The following is a 22,972-nucleotide window of genomic DNA, read 5'->3' on the forward strand; positions in this document are numbered from 1 at the left end:
TCGATTGAGGATGTGCCATGACTCCGTCTGATGTTAAAGCCACGCTATCGTTCAGCGACAACTCGCCGAGCGTCGAAATGCCGATCTACAAGGGCACGATGGGCCCGGACGTGATCGACATCCGCAAGCTGTACGGCCAGACCGGCAAGTTCACTTACGACCCGGGCTTCATGTCGACGGCTTCGTGTAATTCGGCGATCACGTACATCGACGGCGACAAGGGCGAGCTGCTGTACCGCGGCTACCCGATCGACAACCTCGCACAAAACGCGGACTTCCTCGAAAGCTGCTACCTGCTGCTGAAGGGCGAACTGCCGAACGCCGCGCAGAAGAAGGAATTCGTCGACACCGTCACGAAGCACACGATGGTGCACGAGCAGATGCACTTCTTCTTCCGTGGCTTCCGTCGCGACGCGCACCCGATGGCGATCCTGGTCGCCGCGGTCGGCGCGCTGTCGGCGTTCTACCACGACTCGCTCGACATCAACGACCCGCGTCACCGCGAAGTGTCGGCGATCCGCATGATCGCGAAGCTGCCGACGCTCGTCGCGATGGCGTACAAGTACAGCATCGGCCAGCCGTTCGTGTATCCGAAGAACTCGCTGTCGTACAGCGCGAACTTCATGCACATGATGTTCTCGAATCCGTGCGAAGAGTACAAGGTCAACGACGTGCTTGTCCGCGCGCTCGACCGCATCCTGATCCTGCACGCCGATCACGAGCAGAACGCATCGACGTCGACGGTCCGTCTGGCCGGCTCGTCGGGCGCGAACCCGTTCGCGTGTATCGCGGCCGGTATCGCGTGTCTGTGGGGCCCGGCGCACGGCGGTGCGAACGAAGCCGCGCTGAACATGCTCGAGCAGATCGGTTCGCCGGACAACATCCCCGAATTCATCAAGCAGGTGAAGGACAAGAACTCGGGCGTGAAGCTGATGGGCTTCGGCCACCGCGTGTACAAGAACTACGACCCGCGTGCGAAGCTGATGCGCGAGACGTGCTACGAAGTGCTGAACGAACTGGGCCTGCACGACGACCCGCTGTTCAAGCTCGCGATGCAGCTCGAGAAGATCGCGCTGGAAGACGAATACTTCGTGTCGCGCAAGCTGTACCCGAACGTCGACTTCTACTCGGGTATCGTCCAGCGCGCGCTGGGCATCCCGACGTCGATGTTCACGTGTATCTTCGCGATGGCACGTACGGTCGGCTGGATCGCACAGTGGAACGAAATGATCGCCGATCCGGAACAGAAGATCGGCCGTCCGCGCCAGCTGTTCATCGGCGATACGCCGCGCGAAGCGAAGCCGCTCAACGCACGTTAAACCGTGTGCGGCGCGAACGGCCGGCAGGCCGCTCGCGTCGGGCAACCGCAACGCCACGACACCCCGACGGGTCAGCCCGTCGGGGTGTTTTCATTTGCGCGGCCGACGTTGGCCCGAGCCGGCGCGGCGCTCCAGCGACGGCGGCCGCGTGTCGAGCGCGGGCGCGTCGTCGTCCGGTGCATGGCCGTGCTGCTTGAAGAACTGCCGGTACGCGCCGGGCGTCGTGCCGCGCGCGGCGAGGAACTGGCGATTGAAGTTCGCGGCATTCGGAATGCCGCAGCGCGCGGCGACCGTCGCGATCGGCCAGTCGGTGCCGACGAGATGGCGGCATGCATGCGCGAGGCGCAGCCGCTGCACGTAACGGCCGACGCTTTCGCCGAGATGCCGGACGAACAACCGTTGCAGCGTGCGTTCGGACAGGTGCGCGGCAGCGGCGAGTGCGTCGATGCGCAGCGGTTCGTGGAAATGCCGGTCGATCGCGTCGAGCACGCGGTCTAGACGTTCGGCTTCGGGCGCGCCCGGCCCGCCGGGCGACGGCGCGCCGTCGGGCCGGTCGTACGCATGCGCGGTGGCGAGCGGTTCGCCGCCGGCCTCCGCGAGATCGGCAAGCGTGTCGAGCGTGGCTGCAAGCCGTACGCGCGGCGACGGATCGAGCAACCGCGGCAGCCGCGCGCGCATCGCGCGGGCCGTCTCCACGTCGAAGTGCAGCCCCGGCGCCGCGCGCCGCAGCAGCGAGCGCAGCGGCGCGTATTCGGGGCAGCAGTCGGCCAGCCGCCGCGCCCAGTCTCCGTCGAACCAGACGACGAGCGCGACTTCGGGCGCGTCGCGATCGATGCGCGCGTTCGACGACCACGTATGCGGCAGGTTCGGCGGCACGAGCACGAGATCGTCGTCCGCGTAGCGCGCGACGTGATCGCCGATGAAGCGCTGGCCGCGGCTGTTGAGCGTCAGCGTCAGTTCGTACTCGGGATGGCGATGCCATTCGAACGGAATGCGCGCGAGCTGGCGGTGATAGACGCGGATCGAACAGCCGGACGCGAACGTCACGTGCTCGTATTGCGGTTTCATCGCGGCCTCCGGTAGGGGCGGGCAGTGCGCCGTGGCATGATCGTGGGCGATTCTCACCAAGGAGCGATGCCATGTTTTCACATGTGTGCGTGGGCGTCGGTGATACGGCGCGCGCCTACGATTTCTATGCGCCGCTGTTCGCGGCACTCGGGCTGCGCCTGAAATTCCGCGAGCCGGACGGCTGGTCGGGCTGGATGCCGGCCGACGCCGAGCGGCCGCTGTTCTTCTTCGGCAAGCCGCTCGACGGCCGCCCACCGGAGCCGGGCAACGGCCACACGATCGCGTTCGATGCGCCGACCCGCGCGCACGTCGATCGCTGTCACGCGCTCGCGCTGCGGCATGGCGGCACCTGCGAAGGGCCGCCGGGCCTGCGGCCGCACTATCACCGCGACTATTACGGCGCGTATTTCCGCGACCCGGACGGCAACAAGCTCTGCGTGGTCTGCCATCGTCCCGAATGACGCACGATTGTCAGGATTGTATCGATCGTTGGCCGGATAGTGGTGATGACGGCCGTGTGCCGGCCGTACGCTGACAGCACATCACGACACGCTTTCAGCGAGGAGACGACGATGCAACTGACGATTGACGACATGCCTGCCGCGATCCGCGCGGCGAAACGGGCGCTGCGCGCCGATTTGCCCGGTTATGCGGCCACGTTCCGCGAAGTGGAGGGCGACATCGCCCGGCAGGTCGATGCGATCCGCCGCGCGCACGCGCACGGCCACGACGTGATTCCGGTCGTGCCGTTCGCGGATATCGCGGGCGGCCGGGTCGATCCGCATGCGGTTGCGGCGATCCGCACGCATGGCGCGGTCGTGATCCGCGGCGTGTTCGATGCGAGGCAGGCACGCGACTGGAACGACGAGATCGGCGCGTATCTGGATGCGAACCGTTTCGCCGACCGGCTGCACGCGCGCGCGGAAGACCGCTATTTCGGCAATCTGGCGTCGGGCAAGCCGCAGATCTACGGCGTCTACTGGTCGAAGCCGCAGGTGGCCGCGCGCCAGTCGCCGGCGCTCACGCAGGCGCGGGTGTTCCTGAACCGCCTGTGGCGGCATGCGGACGGCGCACGTGCGCATTTCGATCCCGACCGGGTGCCCGCGTATGCGGACCGGATCCGCCGCCGGCCGCCCGGTTCGACGTCGCTCGGGCTGTCGCCGCATGTCGACGGCGGCTCGGTCGAGCGCTGGCTCGGCGCGAATTTTCGGCAGGTCTATCGCCATGTGCTGGCCGGCCGCTGGCGCGAGTACGATCCCTTCGATGCGGCGTTCCGGCCCGACGTCGAAGAGATTCCGTCGCCGGCCGTGTGTTCGATGTTCCGCACGTTCCAGGGCTGGACCGCGCTGACACCGCAGGGGCCCGGCGACGGCACGCTGCAGCTGATCCCGGTTGCGAACGCGATGGCCTATGTCGTGCTGCGCGCGCTGCAGGACGACGTCGCCGACGACGACCTGTGCGGCGCGCGTCCCGGCCGCGCGCTGTCGATTCGCCCGGAATGGCACACGCTGCTGCTCGATGCGCTGGTGCCGATCCCGCATATGGAACCGGGCGACGCGGTGTTCTGGCACGGTGACGTCGTGCATGCGGTCGAGGATGCGCATCGCGGCAGCGGCGACAGCAACGTGATGTACATCGCGGCCGCGCCGGGCTGCGCGAAGAACGACGCATACTTGCAACGCCAGCGTTGCGCGTTCCTGCGCGGCGACAGCCCGCCCGATTTCCCGGCCGACCATTTCGAGGTCGATTTCGACGGGCGCGCGGGGGAGGCCGAACTCACGGCGCTCGGCCGCGCGCAGATGGGATTCGAGCCCGGCGCATGACGCGCGGGCGGCCCGTTCGCCGAATCGGCTGCGTGGTGCGCGCAATTCGACGCAATCGGCTGTCGGCGCCGCCGAATTCGACGCGAATTGCGCAATTTGGCTTCCGATAATGGTCCGGTCACGACGCCGCCGGCCCGTGCACGGCACGGGTGCGGCGCAGATCATGGAGGAGTCGATGCAATTCACGCAAGCGATCGTTCGCCGTCCCGCGCCGTCCTGCGGCGCGGGCCTGACCACCGCCGAACTCGGCGCACCCGACTACGACAAGACGCTCGCGCAGTTCCACGCATACTGCGACGCGCTGCGCATGCTCGCGGTCGAGCTGACCGAACTGCCGCCGCTCGATGCGTTTCCCGATTCGCACTTCGTCGAGGACGTCGCCGTCGTCACGCCGGAGTTCGCGGTGATCACGCGCCCCGGCGCGCCCGCCCGGCGCGGCGAGACCGCGCACATCGAAGCGTCGCTGCGCGTGCATCGCGAGCTGCTGCCGATGCAACAGGGCCGCCTCGACGGCGGCGACGTGATGCTGGTCGGCAAGCGCTTCTTCATCGGGCTGACGAGCCGCACCGACGCGCAAGGCATCGCCGCGTTCGAGTCGCTGGTGTCGCGCCATGGATATTCGGTCGTCGCGGTGCCGGTTGGCGCCGGCCTGCACCTGAAATCGGTCGTCAATGCGCTTGGCGACGACACGCTGCTCGTGACCGACGCGCTGGCCGCGCATCCGGCGTTCGCCGACTATCGAAGGATCGCGATTTCCGCCGCCGACGAATATGCGGCCAACACGCTGCGCGTGAACGGCACGCTGATCACGCCGGCCGGCTATCCGCGCGTGCATGACGCGATCGCGTCGCTCGGCATGCCGCTGCACGTGATCGACACGAGCGAGTTCCGCAAGATGGACGGCGGCCTGACGTGCCTGTCGCTGCGGTTCTAGTCGATTGGCGCGCGGCGGCGGCGGCCGGATAATATGGCCCGCGTGTGGAACGGCAGACGTTCCTCCCATGAGCCACGACCCGACCGGAGCGAACGCGGATGACCGACAAGAAGATGCAGTTGGACAAGATCGATCTCCGGATTCTCGACATCCTGCGCACCGACGGACGGATTTCCTACCGGAAGCTGTCGGAACGCGTGAATCTCACGCCGCGGCCGTGCCAGGCGCGCGTGGAGCGGCTCGAGGCGCTCGGCGTGATCGAAGGGTACCGCGCGGTGATCAACGCGCCGCGCGCGACCAAGCCGATCGTCGTGATCGCGCAGATCGTGCTGGCCGACCACGGGCGTTCGCAGGCGCCGTTCGAGGAGGAAATGCGCGCGAATCCGGCCGTGCTCGATTGCTGGCTGGTGAGCGGCACGTTCGATTTTCTCGTGCGGCTCGCGTGCGAGGATCTCGACGAGTACCGGCGGATCGCGAACGTGTGGCTGGAAAGCCCGCGATTCCGGATCGAGAGGATCGTGACGACGGCCGAACTGCAGACGATCAAGCGCAGCGTCGTGTGAGGCGACCGGCCAGCCAGGGCCGGTTTCGATGCGAATGACCGGCGCGATCGATTTGCATCCCGAATCGAATCGACTGTCCCGGATCACGATCGGGGTGAACATTATGGATGCCGCGCAAGCGGCAGCGCAGACGGCCGCGCCGTCCGGAGCGACGCTGAAACGCCGTCTGCAGGGCCGTCGCATCGCGATGATCGCGATCCAGCTCGCCGCCGGCGCGATGAATCCGTTGATCCTGACGGCCGTGCTGTCGGCCGGCAATTCGGGTGCCTACGCGGCGGCACGGACGCTGTACAACCTCGCATCGGAAGGGCACGCGCCGATGTTCGCGACGCTGTCGCCGCGCGCGCAAAAGCCGGCTCGTGCGCTACGAGGAAATGGACATCGGGCCGTGGCTCACGCGCTCGGTCGAGGCCGTCGACGCGGCCGCCGCGCGGCACGGGCCACCGCGCCGGTCGGCCGCTGCCGCGATGGGGTAACGGCAGCCGGCCGTTACTTGTCCAGCTCCGGATAGTGCCGGAAGATCCCCATGTCGTTGAACGGGATGCGGCGTTCCGACTCGAGGTAGTGCGCGACGGGCGGATGCCGTGCGACGCGATCGTGCAGCGCGACGAGCCCGGCGATCTTGCGTTCCGCGCGCTTCATCGCTTTCGGAAACGCATAGCGCAGGCCCTCGATCAACTGGAACATCGACAGGTCCGCGTAGGTGAGCGTGTTGCCCGCGATATAACCGCTCTTGTGCGGATTCTGTTCGAGCACGCGATCGAAGTAGCCGAGGAATTTCGGCAGCCGGTTCTCGAGGAAATCGGCCGCGCGCTCGGCCGCTTCCGCCTTCTGGTCCTCGTAGTACAGGCCGCTGCCGATCGGATGGTGCGTGTCGTGGATCTCGGTGATGAAATCGGCGGCGGTCAACTGGAGCTGGTGCACCCACAGCCGGCCGGCTTCGTCGTCGGGCGCGAGTCCGAGCCGCGCGCCGAGAAACAGCAGGATGTTCGCGGTCTGTCCGACGACCACGTCGCCCGCCTTCAGGAACGGCGGTGCGAACGGCACGCATTCCGCTTTCGTGTCGTCCATCATGCGCATCATCGCCGCCACGCCCATCCCGCGTCCCGATTCGCGCGCGACGTCGACGTAGTCGGCCTCGGCTGCTTCCAGCGCGAGGCGCACGTACTCGCCGCGGCCCTGGATTTCAGGCCAGTAATAGAGTTCATATCGCATGCAGTGCTCCTGTCCTTCGATGCTTCGGGTGATGCTCGCATCGTGATGGCGGGAGGGCGGCCGCGTGCCGCCCGTTGCGAATAGACAGTCTACGAGATCGAGTGCGAAATGCCAGCGGCGCCGCGTTTCATGCGCGGCGTTCGTCGCGCCCACACGCCTTCGTGGCTGCGTTCGACCAGTTCACCGCCGATCATGCCAGGGTGCGTGTCGCCGCTGGCGAAGCGGGTCAGCGCCAGCGCAAGCCCGTCACCTATGGGCGCGAACAGGCCTTGACCTTCCCCGTCGGTCGGAAGCCGCCCCGATGCGGAACCCGCGAGGACGAACCCTGCAAGAAACGGAAGGAAAGGCGCGTTTTCGGCCGGTCGTTTAATCGTATGCCTCGTTGCGCGGTTCCGGATCGCTTGATTTGGAAATGATCATTTCCTATAATGCCGCATGGCGACGAAAATTGCACCGAACGTTGGCAGGCCGCGAGAATTCGACATGGAGCAAGCGCTGGACGGCTTCATCCGCGTCTTTCGCGAGCGTGGCTATCATGCGACTTCCATCGGCGATCTGTCCCGGGAGACAGGGCTCACCACCGGCAGTCTTTACAAGGCTTTTGCGGACAAGAACGCCATATTCGTTGCCGCGTTGAACCGGTACGTCGATCGGCGCGCGAGCGAACTCAACACGATCCTTGCCGATGAAAGGAACGGACGGGACAAGGTGCGCGCGCTGCTGCGCTTTTATGCGGACGTCTCGCATGGAGACGAGGGCCGAAAGGGCTGTCTGGTCGTGGGCGGCGCTATTGTTCTCGGTACGTTGGATAGCGAGATCGCCGACATCGTTCACAAATCGATGCAGCGGGTCGAGCGTCTCCTTCGCGATTTGATCAGGCAGGGGCAGGCCGATGGGTCCGTCGATGCCACGCTGAACGCACAAGCCACGTCGAGCTGTCTGTTCACCATGGTGCAGGGGCTTCGAGTGGTGGGTAAGCTCGGCCAACGCCGCAGCGATATGTCGATGCTGGTCGACGAGGCCATGCGGCTGCTCAACTAGGGTAGAGCGTCATCCCTTGGGTAACTCGATGTGAAGTAACACGCGAAACCACGCGTGCGCGCGATCTGGTTCTGTCGAATTAGGAAACGACTATTTCCCAATGCCATTGCTCGCGCTGCGCGTGGTGAACCATCATCCAGGAAAGTCGATTCCATAGAGAGGACGAACTTATGCACCAGCATCAATCGACCGCGGATTCTTTGCCGCTTGCGACCACACCCTATTTTCGCGAAGACCCGCGGCTCAGCGGCTTTCGTCATCGGTTCGATACGGTGGACGGGGTGCGCCTTCATTATGTCGAAGGCGGCCGCACCGACGGCGAGACCATTGTGTTGCTCGCGGGGTTTCCGGAAAGCTGGTACGCGTGGCGCAGAATCATGTCCCTGCTCGCGGACGAATTCAGGATCGTGGCGCCGGATCTTCCCGGGCAAGGCGACTCGGACCGGCCGCTCACCGGGTATGACACGCAGACCGTCGCGACAACGCTTGCGCGCCTGCTGGAGCGGCAAAATATCTCGCGCTTTTACCTGGCCGCTCACGACGTCGGCGCATGGGTCGCCTATCCGTTTGCGGCGATGTATCCCGATTCAGTGAAGCGCATGGCGTTGCTCGACGCCGGGATACCCGGCATCACGCTGCCCGACGCACTGCCGATCGAGCCTCGCAGCGCATGGCGCACGTGGCACTTTGCATTCCATGCGGTAGCCGACCTGCCGGAGACGTTGATCGCCGGCAGGGAGCGCGCGTATCTCGATTGGTTCTTGCGTCGCAAGGCGGCAAATCCCGAATCGTTCTCCGACGCGGATATCGACGAGTACGTCCGGGTGTTCACCAGGGACGGCGGGTTGCGAGCGGGCCTGGCATTTTATCGGGCCGTGTCGGAATCGTCGGCCCAGAACCGCAAGCTGCAGGCGCGAGGAAAGCTGAAGATGCCCGTGCTCGCTGTCAGTGCCGACCAGGGATCCATACCCGACATGGCAGGGCCGCTCGAACATGTCGCGGAAGACGTGACGGCTGCGACGATCGCATATAGCGGGCATTTCATCCCTGAGGAACAACCGCAGGCGCTGGCGCGCGCGTTGCGCAATTTCTTCCGGTAGCACGTCGCCGCGAGTCGATTGCAAGGGCTGGAGCGGCCCACGACGGCCGACATGGTGCGCGGAGCAAGCCCCGTCGGTGCGGCACGCGCCTGTGCCGCACGCGCTGCCGCGCTTGCCGGGTAATACTTATCCGGGTATCGCGTGTACCACCCAACTCACTGTTTTTATTCACTTTTTTCGTTATCGTGGTACTCCATGGGCCGATTTTGCGTGGCATAATCGATCGCATCCGCAAGGCTTGTAGTCACAACGACCCCGCATACCCATGGCACAGACTCTCTACGACAAACTGTGGAACACCCACGTGGTCCACACCGAGGAAGACGGCACGACCCTGCTCTACATCGACCGTCAACTGCTGCATGAAGTCACGAGCCCGCAGGCATTCGAAGGGCTGAAGATCGCGCAGCGCCCGGTGTGGCGCATCAGCGCGAACCTGGCCGTGTCGGACCACAACGTGCCGACGACGGACCGCAGCCACGGCATCGCCGATCCCGTCTCGAAGCTGCAGGTCGACACGCTCGACGCGAACTGCGATGCATTCGGCATCACGCAGTTCAAGATGAACGACGTGCGCCAGGGCATCGTCCACATCATCGGGCCGGAACAGGGCGCGACGCTGCCGGGCATGACGATCGTGTGCGGCGATTCGCATACGTCGACGCACGGCGCGTTCGGCGCGCTCGCCCACGGCATCGGCACGTCCGAAGTCGAGCACGTGCTCGCGACGCAGACCCTGCTGCAGAAGAAGAGCAAGAACATGCTCGTGAAGGTCGAGGGCGCGCTGCCGCGCGGCTGTACCGCGAAGGACATCGTGCTCGCGATCATCGGCAAGATCGGCACGGCAGGCGGCACGGGCTACGCGATCGAATTCGGCGGCTCGACCATTCGCGCGCTGACGATGGAAGGCCGCATGACCGTCTGCAACATGGCGATCGAGGCCGGCGCGCGCGCGGGCATGGTCGCGGTGGACGACACGACGATCGACTACCTGAAGGGCCGTCCGTTCGTGCCGACCGGCGCGGAATGGGATCAGGCCGTCGAGTACTGGCGCCAGTTCAAGTCGGACGACGGCGCGCAGTTCGACCGCGTGGTCGAGCTGAACGCGGCCGAGATCGTCCCGCAGGTCACGTGGGGCACGTCGCCGGAAATGGTCACGTCGATCGACGGTCGCGTGCCCGATCCCGAACGCGAGAAGGATCCGGTCAAGCGCGACGCGATGGAGCGCGCGCTGGCGTACATGGCGCTCGAGCCGAACACGCCGATCGAATCGATCAAGGTCGACAAGATCTTCATCGGCTCGTGCACGAACGCCCGGATCGAGGACATCCGCGCGGCCGCGTACGTCGTGAAGAAGCTGAACCGCCGCATCGCGTCGAACGTGCGGCTCGCGATGGTCGTGCCGGGCTCGGGCCTCGTGAAGGCGCAGGCCGAGCGCGAAGGGCTCGACAAGGTGTTCACCGATGCGGGCTTCGAATGGCGCGAGCCGGGCTGCTCGATGTGCCTCGCGATGAACGCCGACCGGCTCGAGCCGGGCGAGCGCTGCGCGTCGACGTCGAACCGCAACTTCGAAGGCCGGCAGGGCGCGGGCGGTCGCACGCACCTCGTGAGCCCCGCGATGGCGGCGGCCGCGGCGATCGAAGGCCACTTCGTCGACATTCGCCAGCTGGGGTGACGCGTGACGGCATCGAAAGTCATCGCGCGGCTGGTTGCCGCGCTGGCGCTGGCGGGGCTGGGTTTCGGCCTGGCCGGCTGCAATACCGTCCGCGGCTTCGGTGAAGACGTCAATGCCGCCGGCAGCGCGCTGAAGCGCGCCGCGGAGTGACGGTTCCCGCCGAGAATTTGTCGATGTGCGCCGGCTGACTGCCGGCCCTTCAACCGGATAGACGGATCATGGAAAAATTCACTGTACATACCGGCGTCGTGGCGCCGCTCGATCGCGAGAACGTCGACACCGACGCGATCATCCCGAAGCAGTTCCTGAAGTCGATCAAGCGCACGGGCTTCGGTCCGAACGCGTTCGACGAATGGCGTTACCTCGATCACGGCGAGCCGGGCCAGGACAACTCGAAGCGTCCGCTGAACCCGGACTTCGTGCTGAACCAGCCGCGCTACCAGGGTGCATCGGTGCTGCTCGCCCGCAAGAACTTCGGTTGCGGGAGCTCGCGCGAGCACGCGCCGTGGGCGCTGCAGCAGTACGGCTTCCGCGCGATCATCGCGCCGAGCTTCGCGGACATCTTCTTCAACAACTGCTACAAGAACGGCCTGCTGCCGATCGTGCTGACCGAGCAGCAGGTCGATCACCTGTTCAGCGACACGTACGCGTTCAACGGCTACCAGCTGACGATCGACCTCGACGCGCAGGTCGTGCGCGCGGGCGACGGCCGCGAGTATCCGTTCGAGATCGCCGCGTTCCGCAAGTACTGCCTGCTGAACGGCTTCGACGACATCGGCCTCACGCTGCGCCACGCGGACAAGATCCGCCAGTTCGAAGCGGAGCGGCTCGTGAAGCAGCCGTGGCTCAGCACCAAGCTGGTCGGCTGAGCGCGCGTTGCAGGCGGGCGCGCCGTGCGTGCGCTCGCCGGCCTGCCTCCATAACACCCTACCCAGTCAGGAATTTCGCATGAAGATTGCAGTGCTGCCCGGCGACGGCATCGGTCCGGAAATCGTCAATGAAGCGGTGAAGGTGCTGAACGCACTCGACGAGAAGTTCGAACTCGAACAGGCGCCGGTCGGCGGCGCGGGCTACGAGGCGAGCGGCCATCCGCTGCCCGACGCGACGCTGGCGCTCGCGAAGCAGGCCGACGCGATCCTGTTCGGCGCGGTCGGCGACTGGAAGTACGACTCGCTCGAGCGCGCGCTGCGCCCCGAGCAGGCGATCCTCGGGCTGCGCAAGCACCTCGAGCTGTTCGCGAATTTCCGCCCGGCGATCTGCTATCCGCAGCTCGTCGATGCGTCGCCGCTGAAGCCGGAGCTCGTCGCGGGCCTCGACATCCTGATCGTGCGCGAACTGAACGGCGACATCTACTTCGGCCAGCCGCGCGGCGTGCGCTCGGCGCCGGACGGCCCGTTCGCCGGCGAGCGCGAAGGCTTCGACACGATGCGCTATTCGGAGCCGGAGGTGCGCCGCATCGCGCACGTCGCGTTCCAGGCCGCGCAAAAGCGCGCGAAGAAGCTGCTGTCGGTCGACAAGTCGAACGTGCTGGAGACGTCGCAGTTCTGGCGCGACATCATGATCGACGTGTCGAAGGAGTACGCGGACGTCGAGCTGTCGCACATGTACGTCGACAACGCGGCGATGCAGCTCGCGAAGGCGCCGAAGCAGTTCGACGTGATCGTCACCGGCAACATGTTCGGCGACATCCTGTCGGATGAGGCGTCGATGCTGACGGGCTCGATCGGCATGCTGCCGTCCGCGTCGCTCGACAAGCACAACAAGGGGCTGTACGAGCCGTCGCACGGTTCGGCGCCGGACATCGCGGGCAAGGGCATCGCGAACCCGCTCGCGACGATCCTGTCGGCCGCGATGCTGCTGCGCTATTCGCTGAATCGCGCGGAGCAGGCCGATCGTATCGAGCGCGCGGTGAAAACGGTGCTCGAACAAGGCTACCGCACGGGCGACATCGCGACGCCGGGCTGCAAGCAGGTCGGCACGGCGGCGATGGGCGATGCGGTGGTCGCCGCGCTGTAAGCGTGGGAAATGAAGTGCGGTAACTAATGTGGAAAAGGGCGCGAACGGGCCGTGAAAATCGGCCGGTTCGCGCGCGGTTGGCCGTTGTGCGGGCCACCGGCTTTGTGTAGACTCGAACGATGGCGCTGATTTCCCTGATCTCCCCGGTCCTGAAACTCCACGGCAACACTGCCCGTGCGGGTGCGCGCGCCATCGTCATCACGAAAACCATTACCACGAAAACGATCATTAAACGCTGATCGCCGTCGTGCCCGCCTGTTTCCCCGCGCGGTCACGCGGGGACGGAAATGGCGGGGAAGCTCCATTCAAAGCAAAGGGTTAGTCATGAACGTAGGTCTCGTAGGTTGGCGCGGCATGGTCGGCAGCGTCCTGATGCAGCGCATGCAGGAAGAGGGCGATTTCGACCTGATCGAACCGGTGTTTTTCAGCACCAGCAACACGGGCGGCAAGGCGCCGTCGTTCGCGAAAAACGAGACCACGCTCAAGGACGCGACCAGCGTCGACGAGCTGAAGAAGTGCGACGTGATCATCACGTGCCAGGGCGGCGACTACACGAACGACGTGTTCCCGAAGCTGCGCGCGGCCGGCTGGAACGGCTACTGGATCGATGCGGCATCGTCGCTGCGGATGCAGGACGACGCGGTCATCATCCTCGATCCGGTCAACCTCGACGTGATCAAGGACGCGCTCGTCAAGGGCACGAAGAACTTCATCGGCGGCAACTGCACGGTCAGCCTGATGCTGATGGCGCTCGGCGGCCTGTTCCGCGAGAATCTCGTCGACTGGATGACGGCGATGACCTACCAGGCCGCATCGGGCGCGGGCGCGCAGAACATGCGTGAGCTGCTGTCGCAGATGGGCACGCTGAACGGCGCGGTACAGGAACAGCTCGCCGATCCGGCCTCCGCGATCCTCGACATCGACCGCCGCGTGCTGGCCGCGATGAACAGCGACGCGATGCCGACGAGCCAGTTCGGCGTGCCGCTCGCCGGTTCGCTGATCCCGTGGATCGACAAGGATCTCGGCAACGGGATGTCGAAGGAAGAGTGGAAGGGCGGCGCGGAAACCAACAAGATCCTCGGCAAGCCGGCGATGGGCGAACCGGGTTCGATCCCGGTCGACGGGCTGTGCGTGCGGATCGGCGCGATGCGCTGCCACTCGCAGGCGCTGACGATCAAGCTGAAGAAGGACGTGCCGCTCGACGAAATCAACGGCATCCTCGCATCGGCGAACGACTGGGTGAAGGTCGTGCCGAACGAGCGCGAAGCGTCGATGCGCGACCTGTCGCCGGCGAAGATCACCGGCACGCTGTCGGTGCCGGTCGGCCGCCTGCGCAAGCTCGCGATGGGCGGCGAATACCTGTCGGCGTTCACGGTCGGCGATCAGTTGCTGTGGGGCGCGGCCGAGCCGCTGCGCCGCATGCTGCGCATCCTGCTCGACAAGTAAGCACGCTCGCTGTCCGGCTCGCGGGCCGGGCTGCACGATACGACGCGCCGCGTCGGCCTCGAGATTCGGGGCCGGCGCGGCGCGTTTTTCATGCGCGGTTCAGCGCAGGTTCAGCAACGTCTGGTCGACGGCCTGCTGGGTCTTGATCGTCTGCGCATTCGCCTGGTAATTGCGCTGCGCAGTGATCAGGTTCACGAGCTCGGTGGTCAGGTTGACGTTCGCGTTTTCGAGCGCGCTGCCCTGCAGCGTGCCGTGGTTCGTGCTGCCCGGCGCGGAGATCTGCGGCACGCCCGACGCGGCCGTTTCCGCATACTGGTTGCCGCCGATGTTCACGAGCCCGTTCGGGTTGTTGAAGTTCGCGAGCGCGATCAGGCCGAGCACCGTGCTCTGTCCGTTCGAATAGTTGCCGGTCAGCTTGCCGTCGCTGCCGATCGAGAACGTCGTCAGCGTGCCGCTCGCGAAGCCGTCCTGCGCGAGATTGTTCACGCCGTCCTTGCCGCCGTATTGCGTCGTGCCGCCCAGGTCGAGCGTCAGGTTCTGCGGATTGGCGCCGCCCGTCGTGTTCGGGATCGAGAACGCGAACTGGCCGAGGCTCGGCGTCGGCTGCCCGGTCGCGGCCGACGTCGTCGAGCTGATCCGGCCCGATGCGTCGAACGTGACGGTGCCGAGATGCGTCGGCGTCTGGCCCTGCACGCCCGCGTAGGCCTGCCACGTGCCGGCCGCGCTCTTTGCGAAGTACATCGTGACCTGCTGCGAGCCGCCGAGCGTGTCGTAGACCTGGATCGACGAGTTGTAGTTGAACGTCGTGTTGTCGGTCGCGTTGAACGGCGTCTTGGCCGGCACCTTGTCCTGGGCGTTCAGGTTGAACTGGCCGGTGATCTTGTTCGTCGCGCGCGGCGCGATGTTGCTGGTCGGCGCCTGCAGCGGCACGGTCTGCGCGGTGTTGATCGCGCCGCCGGCGCCTGCCGCATAGCCCATCAGGTTGCGGCCTTGCGCGTCGACGATCGCGCCGTTCTTGTCGCGGTGGAACGTGCCGTCGCGCGAGTACGTGGTCACGCCGTTGCTCGACATCTGGAAGAAGCCGTTGCCGTTGATCGCGACGTCGAGCGACGACTTCGTCGAATTGATGGTGCCCTGGCCGAAATTCTGTTGCACCGACGCGAGCCGCGTACCGATGCCGATCTGCGTGTTGACCGACGTCGCGACCGAATTCGCGTACATGTCCGCGAAGTTCGCGCGCCCCTGCTTGAAGCCGACCGTGTTTGCGTTCGCGATGTTGTTGCCGATCACGTCGAGGTTGCTCGACGCGCCGGCCAACCCGCTCAAACCCTGCTGATAGCCCATGTTCGTCCCCGTAACGAGCTGGTAGTGAATGCAGTCGTGCGACTGCGCGATGGCCCTCTGGTCCTTCACGGCATCGGTCCGACCGCGAAGTCGAAATATGCCGATTCCCGGTTGAAGGCGATCGTATCGACGGCAACGGTTGGGTCTGTGTAATTTTGTGTAATGAAATTGAATTGATGCGGAAAAGATCGCCTTTGTATGAGAGACAGGTGGGCGGAAGGCGATGAAAGCCTTATGGGGCGGGGCTTTGGTGATGTGGATTTTCATTTCGCCGATAAGCGGGATGAACTGCCTTCTTATCGACGAATTGAAATTTGTTGGTTCGGGATTGATTGCCGGCTGGGATTATTTGGATTTCCTGCGGCTAATTCTTTAACGGCTGGCGGGGCGGGTCATTGAGGGAGCGTTTGCGATGCTGTCGCCGTGATCCTGCGGTGGACGCGCAGTGAGCACCGAAAGGCCGCGTCATTCGAGCAGGGGGCGGTGCTGTTGCGAGACGGTTTTCGACAGCGCGCGTGGGGGGCGTTCTGGTCGATCGAATGCATGGGCTGCGGCAGGCGGACCCGCCCGACGCGCGCGCCGGCTGGCGACGAATTCGGCCGGAACTCGAGCGCGTGAAGTAAACTACGCGGTTACGACGCACAGACCCGCCGAAAGCGTCGCGTTTCGCGCGACGCTTTTGCATTTCTGCAGCAACTTTATTGACGCTTCCAACCGCGAATCCGAGCCGCGCCCGCGCGCGGCGATAGAGCCAACGATGTCCCGAATTTCCTTGTTTCCGCGTCAGTCCCGTCTGTCGCGCGCCGTGCGTGGGGCGCTGACGATCCTGGCGCTTGGCGCAGCCGCATCGGCGTGGGCAGTCGGCACCGGCGAACTGCCGGCGTCCGCCGCCGGCGCCGCCGCACCGCTTACCGTGACGGTCCAGCCGGGCCAGTCGCTGAACGACATCGCGAAAGCGGCCACGCAATCGCACGACCCGGCCGTGCTCGCGCGCGCCGCCCGTGCGCTGTTCGACGCCAATCCGCAGGCGTTCATGAAGCGCGACGCGAGCCGGCTGAAAGTCGGCGCGACGCTGACCGTGCCCGCGCTCGACGCCACCGGCGCGGCGCTCGTGCCGGCCGGCGCGTCCGCTGCCTCCGGTGCGACGGCCGCTTCCGCGCCCGCCGCCGCATCGGGTGGGGCGGCGATCGCGCAGCACGGCGCATCCGCGCCGCATCCTGGCTCGGCGGTGCAATCCGCGCCGGTGGCGTCGGCCGTGCATGCGGCTCCGGTGAGCGGTGCGAGTGCGCCGGCGGCGGGGGTGGCGGTTTCGATCGGTGCTTCGGCTTCGACCGGTGCTTCGGCTTCGACCGGGGCGGCGGCCGCACAGGGCGCGTCGGGTGTCGACAGCACGCAGCCGGCGGCGCCCACGGGCGGTGCCAGCGGCCCGCATGTGTGGAGCGGGGCGATCCAGTCGGCGCCGTCGTCCGCGAGCGAGGCGGCGGGGCAGGCGGTGCCGGGCAGTCCGGTTTCCGGCGTGCGCGAACCGGGCGGCGCGGCGCCCGCCGTGGGAGCGTCGCAGCCCCGGCCGTCGAGCTTGCAGCAATTGCTGGCGTTGAAGAATCGCGTGCTGATGGAGTTGCAGAAGCACGGCATCGGCAAACCGGCGACGACGACCGGCGTCGCGCCTGCGCCGGCTCCGGCGCCCGCCGCGCCGCGTCTGGCCGCGAATGACGCGAGTGCGTCGGCCGCCGCATCGACGGTGGACGAAGCCGCGTCGGGTGTGGCAGCCAGCGCACCGCAACCGGCATCGGCTTCCGTGCAACCGATCGCGCCCGTCGCCACACCGGCACGTCGTACCGAACAGATGGACTGGCGCCCGGCCGCCGCGGCCGGTGCAGCCGTGATCGTGCTCGCGGCCGGCTTCGTATGGCGCAAGCGCCGGAAGGGTCGCCGCGCGGACGACGCGGGTGCCGATACGACCGCAGCCGCAGCAGGCGGCGCCGCGGCTGCGGGAGCCGCGCCGACCGTCGAACGTGAACTGCCGATCACGCCCGAAATGCCGGTCGCACGCGATGCGGCGTCCGACATGAATCTCGCCGCGGCCACTGCTGCGGCGGCGGAGGCGGTCGAGCCGCCCGCAGCGGACACATCGACTGCGCCTGAAGTGGCGGCACCGCGCGACGAGTCGCCCGAATTGCCGGCTGCCGTCGCTGCCGTGTCGCCCGCGAACGACGCGATTCCGGTTCCGGCTGAGGCTCCGCCCGACGCAGAACCGGCGGAAAAAACCACTGGCGCCGACAAGCAGGCCGAGCCGACCGAGCCGACCGCCGCATCCGTCGCCCCTTCGACGACCGAAGCACAGCACGCGACGCTGATGCAGAACGCGATCAGCGCGCTCAACAGTCTCGACATGCCGTTGCCGCCGCGGGCGGCGGACGAGCCGTCGTTGACGCCGGAGGCCCTTGCCACGCGGGCAACGCAGTCCGACACCGGCAAAATCGCAACTAACGGTCAATCCGCCCAGCACCCGCCAATGGGTTCGGGTGAAACGACACCGGAACATCCGGTCGACCACGACGACGAGTTCGACTGGGATCCGGACGCGGCGACGCCCGCCGGCCAAGCGGGCGGCCCGCCTGCGGCGACATCGCTGCCGCCGCTCGGCGGCGCGCAGTTCGGCGCGCTGAAGCTCGATTTCGATCTCGACCTGCCGTCCACCCCGGGCGCCGCACTGCCCGCGCTCACCGCGGACGAGCTCGCGCGCATCGCGCGCAACAAGCTCGACCTCGCGGCCGAATACGTCGAGCTGGGCGATCTGGCCGGCGCGCGGACGCTGCTGCAGGAAGTGGTCGACGCGAACGACGCCGCGACGCGCGACGATGCACGCGCGCTGCTCGCGAAACTGGCGGACGAGGCGTGATGCGGATCGCGCTGGGCATCCAGTACGACGGCGCGGCGTTCTGCGGCTGGCAGGCGCAGCCGCACGGCAAGACCGTGCAGGACCGGCTCGAGCATGCGCTGGCCGAGTTCGCGCGGGTGCCGCTGCACACGACGGTGGCCGGGCGCACCGATACCGGCGTGCACGGGCTCGGGCAGGTCGTGCATTTCGACACGGATCTCGAGCGCGAGGTGTTCTCGTGGGTGCGCGGCACCAACGCGTTCCTGCCGCCGACCGTGTCGGTGCAATGGGCGAAGCCGATGCCGGACACGTTCCATGCGCGCTTCTCGGCGTTCGAGCGCACCTATTACTACGCGCTGTACGTGCATCCCGTGCGTTCGCCGATGCTGGCCGGGCGCGCGGGCTGGATCCACACGCCGCTCGACGACGACGCGATGCGCGCCGCCGCCGCGCACCTGATCGGCGAGCATGATTTTTCGTCGTTCCGGTCGTCGGAATGCCAATCGAAGACGCCGGTCAAACACCTGTATCAGATCGACGTGCGGCGCGCCGGGCATTTCATCCATTTCCGCTTTCGCGCGAACGCGTTCCTGCATCACATGGTGCGCAACCTGATGGGCTGCCTCGTCGCGGTCGGGCGCGGCCGATATCCGGCCGACTGGCTCGCCGACGTGCTGGCCGGGCGCGACCGCAACCTCGCCGCACCCACGTTCATGGCCGACGGGCTGTACCTCGCCCACGTCGGCTACCCGGCGGAATTCGCCGTCCCGCCCGCGCAGCTCGGCAGCGTGCCGTGGAGCAGCGTCTGGGCCGATCTGGACCCACAATCATGACGGATCACGCCGTGTCCCCTTCGAGTTCCGCCGCGGCGGCGGGCGTGCCGCCGCGCACGCGCATCAAGCTGTGCGGGCTGTCTCGGCCCGAGGACGTGCTGCACGCGGCAGCCCTCGGCGCCGATGCGATCGGCCTCGTGTTCTACCCGAAGAGCCCGCGCGCGGTGACGATCGCGCAGGCGGCCGAGCTGGCGAGCCTGGCGCCGCCGTTCGTCTCGGTGGTCGGACTGTTCGTGAATGCGACCGAGGCCGAGATCGAAGCCGTCGTGCGCGACGTGCCGCTCACGGTGCTGCAGTTCCATGGCGACGAGACGCCCGAGCAGTGCGACGCGCTCGGCCGCGCGGCGCGCCTGCCGTGGTTGCGCGCGGTGCGCGTCGGCCCCTCGACGCAGCGTGCCGATTTGGTAGAATCGGCTCTTCATTATTCGAAAGCGCGCGGCCTCCTGTTCGACACCCTGGTGCCGGATTACGGCGGTAGCGGCAAGGTCTTCGATTGGTCTCTTATTCCCGCAGAGCTCGCGCGTCGGGCCGTTTTGAGTGGTGGCTTGAACGCGCAAAACGTCGGTGATGCGATCCGCCAGCTGCGTCCGTTTGCTGTCGATGTCTCCAGTGGCATCGAGGTGGAGGGCGCGAAGGGCGTGAAGGATCACGCCCGGATGGCGGCGTTCGTACGCGCGGTGCGCGAAGCGGACGCCGGGTGATGCAAGCCGGTGCGGCCCCGCGGGCGGGGCGCACCGACCGATCGAGAGAGACACCATGTACAACCTTCCTGATGATCGTGGCCATTTCGGCCCGTATGGCGGCGTGTTCGTCGCTGAGACGCTGATTCACGCGCTGGACGAATTGCGCGCGGCGTATGAAAAGTTCCAGAACGATCCCGATTTCGTCGCCGAATTCGAGCGCGAGCTGAAGCATTTCGTCGGCCGTCCGTCGCCGATCTACCACGCGCAGCGCTGGAGCGAGACGCTCGGCGGCGCGCAGATCTACCTGAAGCGTGAAGACCTGAACCACACGGGCGCGCACAAGATCAACAACGTGATCGGCCAGGCGCTGCTCGCGAAGCGCATGGGCAAGAAGCGCGTGATCGCGGAAACGGGCGCCGGCCAGCACGGCGTCGCGACCGCGACCATCTGCGCGCGCTTCGGGATGGAGTGCGTCGTCTACATGGGCGCCGAGGACGTGCGCCGACAGGCCGCGAACGTGTACCGGATGAAGCTGCTGGGCGCGACGGTCGTGCCGGTCGAATCGGGTTCGCGCACGCTGAAGGACGCGCTGAACGAAGCGATGCGCGACTGGGTCACGAACATCGAAAGCACGTTCTACATCATCGGCACGGTCGCGGGCCCGCACCCGTACCCGATGATGGTGCGCGACTTCCAGCGCGTGATCGGCGACGAGTGCAAGGTGCAGATGCCCGAGCTCGCGGGCCGGCAGCCCGACGCGGTGATCGCCTGCGTCGGCGGCGGGTCGAACGCGATGGGCATTTTCTATCCGTACATCGACGATACGTCGGTGCAGCTGATCGGCGTCGAAGCGGCCGGCGACGGCCTCGACACGGGCCATCACGCGGCGTCGCTGATCGCCGGCAGCCCGGGCGTGCTGCACGGCAATCGCACGTACCTGCTGCAGGACGACAACGGCCAGATCATCGAGACGCATTCGGTGTCGGCGGGCCTCGACTATCCGGGCGTCGGCCCCGAGCACGCATGGCTGAAGGACAGCGGCCGCGCGCAGTACGTGCCGATCACCGACGCGGAAGCGTTGAAGGCGTTCCACGACTGCTGCCGGATCGAGGGGATCATTCCCGCGCTCGAGTCGAGCCACGCGATCGCGTATGGCGTGAAGCTCGCGCCGACGTTGCCGAAGGACAAGATCCTGCTCGTCAACCTGTCGGGCCGCGGCGACAAGGACATGCACACGGTCGCCGAGCGATCGGGCATCGCGCTCTGACCCCGAACGATGCGTGACCTGATCGAAGAACCGGGCGGCGGCGCCGCGAGCGAGGCGGAGGCGGTTCAGCCGGCCGCCGTGCCGCGCGCGCTGCCGCCCGGTATCGAACTGCACAACCGCGATTTCCTGACCGATGCCGCGCACTTGCCGGATGCGTCGATCGACCTGATCGTCGCCGATCCGCCGTACGGGCTCGGCAAGGACTACGGCAACGATTCGGACAAGCGTTCGGGCGACGATTTCCTCGCGTGGACGCGCGAGTGGCTCGAACTCGCGATTCCGAAGCTGAAGCCGAGCGGGTCGATGTACATCTTCTGCACGTGGCAGTACGCGCCGGAAATCTTCAGTTTCCTGAAGACGCAACTCACGATGGTCAACGAGATCATCTGGGACCGGCGCGTGCCGAGCATGGGCGGCACGACGCGCCGTTTCACGTCGGTGCACGACAACATCGGCTTTTTCGCGGTTTCCAAAGCGTATTACTTCGATCTCGATCCGGTCCGCATCCCGTACGACGCCGACACGAAGAAGGCCCGCTCGCGCAAGCTGTTCGAAGGCAGCAAGTGGCTGGAGATGGGCTACAACCCGAAGGACGTCTGGTCGGTCTCGCGCCTGCACCGGCAGCACGCGGAGCGCGTCGATCATCCGACCCAGAAGCCGCTGGAAGTCATCGAGCGGATGGTGCTCGCAAGCTGCCCGCCGGGCGGCCGCGTGCTCGATCCGTTCATGGGCAGCGGCACGACCGCGGTGGCCTGCGCACGGCAGGGGCGCGACTTCGTCGGCTACGAGATCAACGAAAGCTATTGTGCGATCGCGCACGAGCGCGTGAGCGCGCTCGCCGCGCCGGCGTGCGCGTGAATCGCGCCGCCGCCGAATGCACTGAGGAAAATTGCCATGTCCCGTATTCAGCAGACCTTCGCCGCGCTCGCCGAACAAGGCCGTAAGGGCCTGATCCCGTTCATCACGGCCGGCGACCCGGACCCCGCGAAAACCGTCGAATTCATGCACGCGCTCGCCGCCGGCGGCGCGGACGTGATCGAGCTCGGCGTGCCGTTCTCGGACCCGATGGCCGACGGCCCGGTGATCCAGCGCTCGTCGGAGCGCGCGCTCGCGCGCGGCGTCACGTTGAAGAGCGTGCTCGCCGACGTGAAGCGTTTTCGCGAAACCGACCCCAAAACCCCCGTCGTGCTGATGGGCTATGCGAACCCGATCGAACGGATGGGTGTCGACGCGTTCGCGGCCGAAGCGCACGCGGCCGGCGTCGACGGCGTGCTGGTGGTCGACTATCCGCCGGAAGAGGCGGGCGTGTTCGCCGAAAAGATGCGGGCCGCGCAGATCGATCCGATCTTCCTGCTCGCGCCCACGTCGACCGACGAACGCATCGCCGACGTCGGCAAGATCGCGAGCGGCTACGTGTATTACGTGTCGCTCAAGGGCGTGACCGGCGCGGGAAATCTGGATGTTTCGAGCATTGCAGGTAAAATCCCGGCCATCAAGTCGCGCGTGCCGGTTCCGGTGGGCGTCGGCTTCGGTATCCGCGACGCCGAAACGGCGCGTGCGGTGGCCGAAGTGTCGGACGCCGTCGTGATCGGCAGCCGCCTCGTGCAACTGCTCGAGAGCGCCGCGCCGGAAGGTGCCGCCGCCGCGCTGAAGACGTTCATCGCCGAGCTGCGCGCCGCCCTGGACGGTGCCGGCAACACGGCGCGATAAACACAACACAGGAAGCGGGAACGGGCCGCGTCGGCCCGCCCCGCCACGGAACAG

General features: G+C 66.7%; 23 protein-coding genes and 1 pseudogene. 21 read left to right on the top strand and 3 right to left on the bottom strand.

Annotation, left to right across the window (positions count from 1 at the left end; translation table 11 throughout):
- The first annotated feature begins 17 nt into the window (after positions 1-17).
- The gene (gene gltA / locus CFB52_RS19875; protein WP_011881720.1) at positions 18-1,319 is read left to right on the top strand and encodes a citrate synthase; all 1,302 of its coding nucleotides are present in this window, start codon (positions 18-20) and stop codon (positions 1,317-1,319) included.
- Between the two features lie 90 nt (positions 1,320-1,409).
- Here the strand turns inward: gltA and CFB52_RS19880 are convergent, their stop codons facing one another.
- Positions 1,410-2,387, bottom strand: a complete 978-nt coding sequence (locus CFB52_RS19880) for an AraC family transcriptional regulator (RefSeq protein ID WP_059582794.1) — start codon at positions 2,385-2,387, stop codon at positions 1,410-1,412.
- Positions 2,388-2,458: 71 nt separating this feature from the next.
- On the opposite strand from CFB52_RS19880, the gene CFB52_RS19885 reads away from it, so the two are divergent.
- From CFB52_RS19885 to CFB52_RS35315, 5 genes and pseudogenes are all read left to right on the top strand, one after another.
- Positions 2,459-2,848, top strand: coding sequence for a VOC family protein (locus tag CFB52_RS19885; RefSeq protein ID WP_059582792.1), 390 nt, complete (start codon positions 2,459-2,461; stop codon positions 2,846-2,848).
- Between the two features lie 111 nt (positions 2,849-2,959).
- Complete coding sequence (locus CFB52_RS19890) at positions 2,960-4,210, top strand: DUF1479 domain-containing protein (protein WP_060009498.1); 1,251 nt, start codon at positions 2,960-2,962, stop codon at positions 4,208-4,210.
- A gap of 175 nt (positions 4,211-4,385) precedes the next feature.
- Positions 4,386-5,144, top strand: a complete 759-nt coding sequence (locus tag CFB52_RS19895; protein ID WP_059583135.1) for a dimethylarginine dimethylaminohydrolase family protein — start codon at positions 4,386-4,388, stop codon at positions 5,142-5,144.
- Positions 5,145-5,242: 98 nt separating this feature from the next.
- Positions 5,243-5,707, top strand: a complete 465-nt coding sequence (locus tag CFB52_RS19900; RefSeq protein WP_099317245.1) for an Lrp/AsnC family transcriptional regulator — start codon at positions 5,243-5,245, stop codon at positions 5,705-5,707.
- 202 nt (positions 5,708-5,909) lie between these two features.
- Positions 5,910-6,183 (top strand): annotated as a pseudogene (locus CFB52_RS35315) (hypothetical protein); the annotation flags it as partial.
- A 13-nt stretch (positions 6,184-6,196) separates the two neighbouring features.
- Here the strand turns inward: CFB52_RS35315 and CFB52_RS19910 are convergent.
- Positions 6,197-6,922 (bottom strand): glutathione S-transferase, encoded by a 726-nt coding sequence (locus CFB52_RS19910; RefSeq protein WP_059582781.1) that lies wholly within the window; start codon positions 6,920-6,922, stop codon positions 6,197-6,199.
- Between the two features lie 435 nt (positions 6,923-7,357).
- On the opposite strand from CFB52_RS19910, the gene CFB52_RS19915 reads away from it, so the two are divergent.
- The 8 genes from CFB52_RS19915 to asd all read left to right on the top strand — a co-directional run bounded on the left by CFB52_RS19915 (position 7,358) and on the right by asd (position 14,200).
- Positions 7,358-7,963, top strand: a complete 606-nt coding sequence (locus CFB52_RS19915; protein ID WP_081066418.1) for a TetR/AcrR family transcriptional regulator — start codon at positions 7,358-7,360, stop codon at positions 7,961-7,963.
- Positions 7,964-8,133: 170 nt separating this feature from the next.
- Positions 8,134-9,063, top strand: a complete 930-nt coding sequence (locus tag CFB52_RS19920; RefSeq protein ID WP_059582776.1) for an alpha/beta fold hydrolase — start codon at positions 8,134-8,136, stop codon at positions 9,061-9,063.
- Positions 9,064-9,328: 265 nt separating this feature from the next.
- Entirely contained in the window at positions 9,329-10,738 is a 1,410-nt protein-coding gene (gene leuC / locus CFB52_RS19925; RefSeq protein ID WP_059582772.1) for a 3-isopropylmalate dehydratase large subunit, read from the top strand.
- 3 nt (positions 10,739-10,741) lie between these two features.
- Complete coding sequence (locus CFB52_RS19930) at positions 10,742-10,888, top strand: entericidin A/B family lipoprotein (RefSeq protein ID WP_011548098.1); 147 nt, start codon at positions 10,742-10,744, stop codon at positions 10,886-10,888.
- A gap of 68 nt (positions 10,889-10,956) precedes the next feature.
- Positions 10,957-11,607 (top strand): 3-isopropylmalate dehydratase small subunit, encoded by a 651-nt coding sequence (leuD, locus tag CFB52_RS19935; protein ID WP_059582769.1) that lies wholly within the window; start codon positions 10,957-10,959, stop codon positions 11,605-11,607.
- Between the two features lie 79 nt (positions 11,608-11,686).
- Positions 11,687-12,754 carry a 3-isopropylmalate dehydrogenase gene (leuB, locus tag CFB52_RS19940; RefSeq protein ID WP_059582767.1) on the top strand — a complete coding sequence of 356 codons (1,068 nt, stop codon included), beginning with the start codon at positions 11,687-11,689 and terminating at the stop codon, positions 12,752-12,754.
- Positions 12,755-12,873: 119 nt separating this feature from the next.
- Positions 12,874-12,993 carry a hypothetical protein gene (locus CFB52_RS19945; RefSeq protein WP_006756675.1) on the top strand — a complete coding sequence of 40 codons (120 nt, stop codon included), beginning with the start codon at positions 12,874-12,876 and terminating at the stop codon, positions 12,991-12,993.
- Between the two features lie 85 nt (positions 12,994-13,078).
- Positions 13,079-14,200 (top strand): aspartate-semialdehyde dehydrogenase, encoded by a 1,122-nt coding sequence (gene asd / locus CFB52_RS19950; protein ID WP_059582764.1) that lies wholly within the window; start codon positions 13,079-13,081, stop codon positions 14,198-14,200.
- Between the two features lie 99 nt (positions 14,201-14,299).
- Here asd and flgE read toward each other — a convergent pair whose 3' ends face one another.
- Positions 14,300-15,544 carry a flagellar hook protein FlgE gene (flgE, locus tag CFB52_RS19955; RefSeq protein WP_059583132.1) on the bottom strand — a complete coding sequence of 415 codons (1,245 nt, stop codon included), beginning with the start codon at positions 15,542-15,544 and terminating at the stop codon, positions 14,300-14,302.
- Positions 15,545-15,767: 223 nt separating this feature from the next.
- Between flgE and CFB52_RS34690 the strand changes: the two genes are divergently transcribed.
- The 7 genes from CFB52_RS34690 (at position 15,768) to trpA (ending at position 22,918) form a co-directional block, all read left to right on the top strand.
- A complete protein-coding gene (locus tag CFB52_RS34690) occupies positions 15,768-15,920 on the top strand; it encodes a hypothetical protein (RefSeq protein ID WP_155634597.1) in 153 nt (50 codons plus the stop codon).
- Between the two features lie 381 nt (positions 15,921-16,301).
- Positions 16,302-18,446: a FimV/HubP family polar landmark protein gene (locus CFB52_RS19960; protein ID WP_059582762.1), complete on the top strand. Its 2,145-nt coding sequence runs from the start codon at positions 16,302-16,304 to the stop codon at positions 18,444-18,446.
- Positions 18,446-19,258, top strand: a complete 813-nt coding sequence (gene truA / locus CFB52_RS19965) for a tRNA pseudouridine(38-40) synthase TruA (protein WP_059582759.1) — start codon at positions 18,446-18,448, stop codon at positions 19,256-19,258. Before CFB52_RS19960 ends, truA begins: the two co-directional genes overlap by 1 nt.
- A complete protein-coding gene (locus tag CFB52_RS19970; RefSeq protein WP_059582757.1) occupies positions 19,255-19,959 on the top strand; it encodes a phosphoribosylanthranilate isomerase in 705 nt (234 codons plus the stop codon). Before truA ends, CFB52_RS19970 begins: the two co-directional genes overlap by 4 nt.
- A 55-nt stretch (positions 19,960-20,014) precedes the next feature.
- Positions 20,015-21,208, top strand: coding sequence for a tryptophan synthase subunit beta (gene trpB, locus CFB52_RS19975; protein ID WP_059582753.1), 1,194 nt, complete (start codon positions 20,015-20,017; stop codon positions 21,206-21,208).
- Between the two features lie 9 nt (positions 21,209-21,217).
- Positions 21,218-22,066 carry a site-specific DNA-methyltransferase gene (locus CFB52_RS19980; protein ID WP_099317246.1) on the top strand — a complete coding sequence of 283 codons (849 nt, stop codon included), beginning with the start codon at positions 21,218-21,220 and terminating at the stop codon, positions 22,064-22,066.
- A 36-nt stretch (positions 22,067-22,102) separates the two neighbouring features.
- Complete coding sequence (gene trpA / locus CFB52_RS19985) at positions 22,103-22,918, top strand: tryptophan synthase subunit alpha (RefSeq protein ID WP_059582749.1); 816 nt, start codon at positions 22,103-22,105, stop codon at positions 22,916-22,918.
- Positions 22,919-22,972 lie beyond the last annotated feature (54 nt).

This window comes from Burkholderia sp. AU18528 (genome assembly GCF_002223215.2).
In the GTDB taxonomy this organism is placed as follows: Bacteria; Pseudomonadota; Gammaproteobacteria; order Burkholderiales; family Burkholderiaceae; genus Burkholderia; species Burkholderia semiarida.

Excerpts from the sequence above, each read along its gene's own strand:
- gltA (WP_011881720.1), top strand. The coding sequence starts at position 18 with ATGACTCCGTCTGATGTTAAAGCCACGCTATCGTTCAGCGACAACTCG.
- CFB52_RS19880 (WP_059582794.1), bottom strand. The coding sequence starts at position 2,387 with ATGAAACCGCAATACGAGCACGTGACGTTCGCGTCCGGCTGTTCGATC.
- CFB52_RS19885 (WP_059582792.1), top strand. The coding sequence starts at position 2,459 with ATGTTTTCACATGTGTGCGTGGGCGTCGGTGATACGGCGCGCGCCTAC.
- CFB52_RS19890 (WP_060009498.1), top strand. The coding sequence starts at position 2,960 with ATGCAACTGACGATTGACGACATGCCTGCCGCGATCCGCGCGGCGAAA.
- CFB52_RS19895 (WP_059583135.1), top strand. The coding sequence starts at position 4,386 with ATGCAATTCACGCAAGCGATCGTTCGCCGTCCCGCGCCGTCCTGCGGC.
- CFB52_RS19900 (WP_099317245.1), top strand. The coding sequence starts at position 5,243 with ATGACCGACAAGAAGATGCAGTTGGACAAGATCGATCTCCGGATTCTC.
- CFB52_RS19910 (WP_059582781.1), bottom strand. The coding sequence starts at position 6,922 with ATGCGATATGAACTCTATTACTGGCCTGAAATCCAGGGCCGCGGCGAG.
- CFB52_RS19915 (WP_081066418.1), top strand. The coding sequence starts at position 7,358 with ATGGCGACGAAAATTGCACCGAACGTTGGCAGGCCGCGAGAATTCGAC.
- CFB52_RS19920 (WP_059582776.1), top strand. The coding sequence starts at position 8,134 with ATGCACCAGCATCAATCGACCGCGGATTCTTTGCCGCTTGCGACCACA.
- leuC (WP_059582772.1), top strand. The coding sequence starts at position 9,329 with ATGGCACAGACTCTCTACGACAAACTGTGGAACACCCACGTGGTCCAC.
- leuD (WP_059582769.1), top strand. The coding sequence starts at position 10,957 with ATGGAAAAATTCACTGTACATACCGGCGTCGTGGCGCCGCTCGATCGC.
- leuB (WP_059582767.1), top strand. The coding sequence starts at position 11,687 with ATGAAGATTGCAGTGCTGCCCGGCGACGGCATCGGTCCGGAAATCGTC.
- CFB52_RS19945 (WP_006756675.1), top strand. The coding sequence starts at position 12,874 with ATGGCGCTGATTTCCCTGATCTCCCCGGTCCTGAAACTCCACGGCAAC.
- asd (WP_059582764.1), top strand. The coding sequence starts at position 13,079 with ATGAACGTAGGTCTCGTAGGTTGGCGCGGCATGGTCGGCAGCGTCCTG.
- flgE (WP_059583132.1), bottom strand. The coding sequence starts at position 15,544 with ATGGGCTATCAGCAGGGTTTGAGCGGGTTGGCCGGCGCGTCGAGCAAC.
- CFB52_RS34690 (WP_155634597.1), top strand. The coding sequence starts at position 15,768 with ATGAAAGCCTTATGGGGCGGGGCTTTGGTGATGTGGATTTTCATTTCG.
- CFB52_RS19960 (WP_059582762.1), top strand. The coding sequence starts at position 16,302 with ATGTCCCGAATTTCCTTGTTTCCGCGTCAGTCCCGTCTGTCGCGCGCC.
- truA (WP_059582759.1), top strand. The coding sequence starts at position 18,446 with ATGCGGATCGCGCTGGGCATCCAGTACGACGGCGCGGCGTTCTGCGGC.
- CFB52_RS19970 (WP_059582757.1), top strand. The coding sequence starts at position 19,255 with ATGACGGATCACGCCGTGTCCCCTTCGAGTTCCGCCGCGGCGGCGGGC.
- trpB (WP_059582753.1), top strand. The coding sequence starts at position 20,015 with ATGTACAACCTTCCTGATGATCGTGGCCATTTCGGCCCGTATGGCGGC.
- CFB52_RS19980 (WP_099317246.1), top strand. The coding sequence starts at position 21,218 with ATGCGTGACCTGATCGAAGAACCGGGCGGCGGCGCCGCGAGCGAGGCG.
- trpA (WP_059582749.1), top strand. The coding sequence starts at position 22,103 with ATGTCCCGTATTCAGCAGACCTTCGCCGCGCTCGCCGAACAAGGCCGT.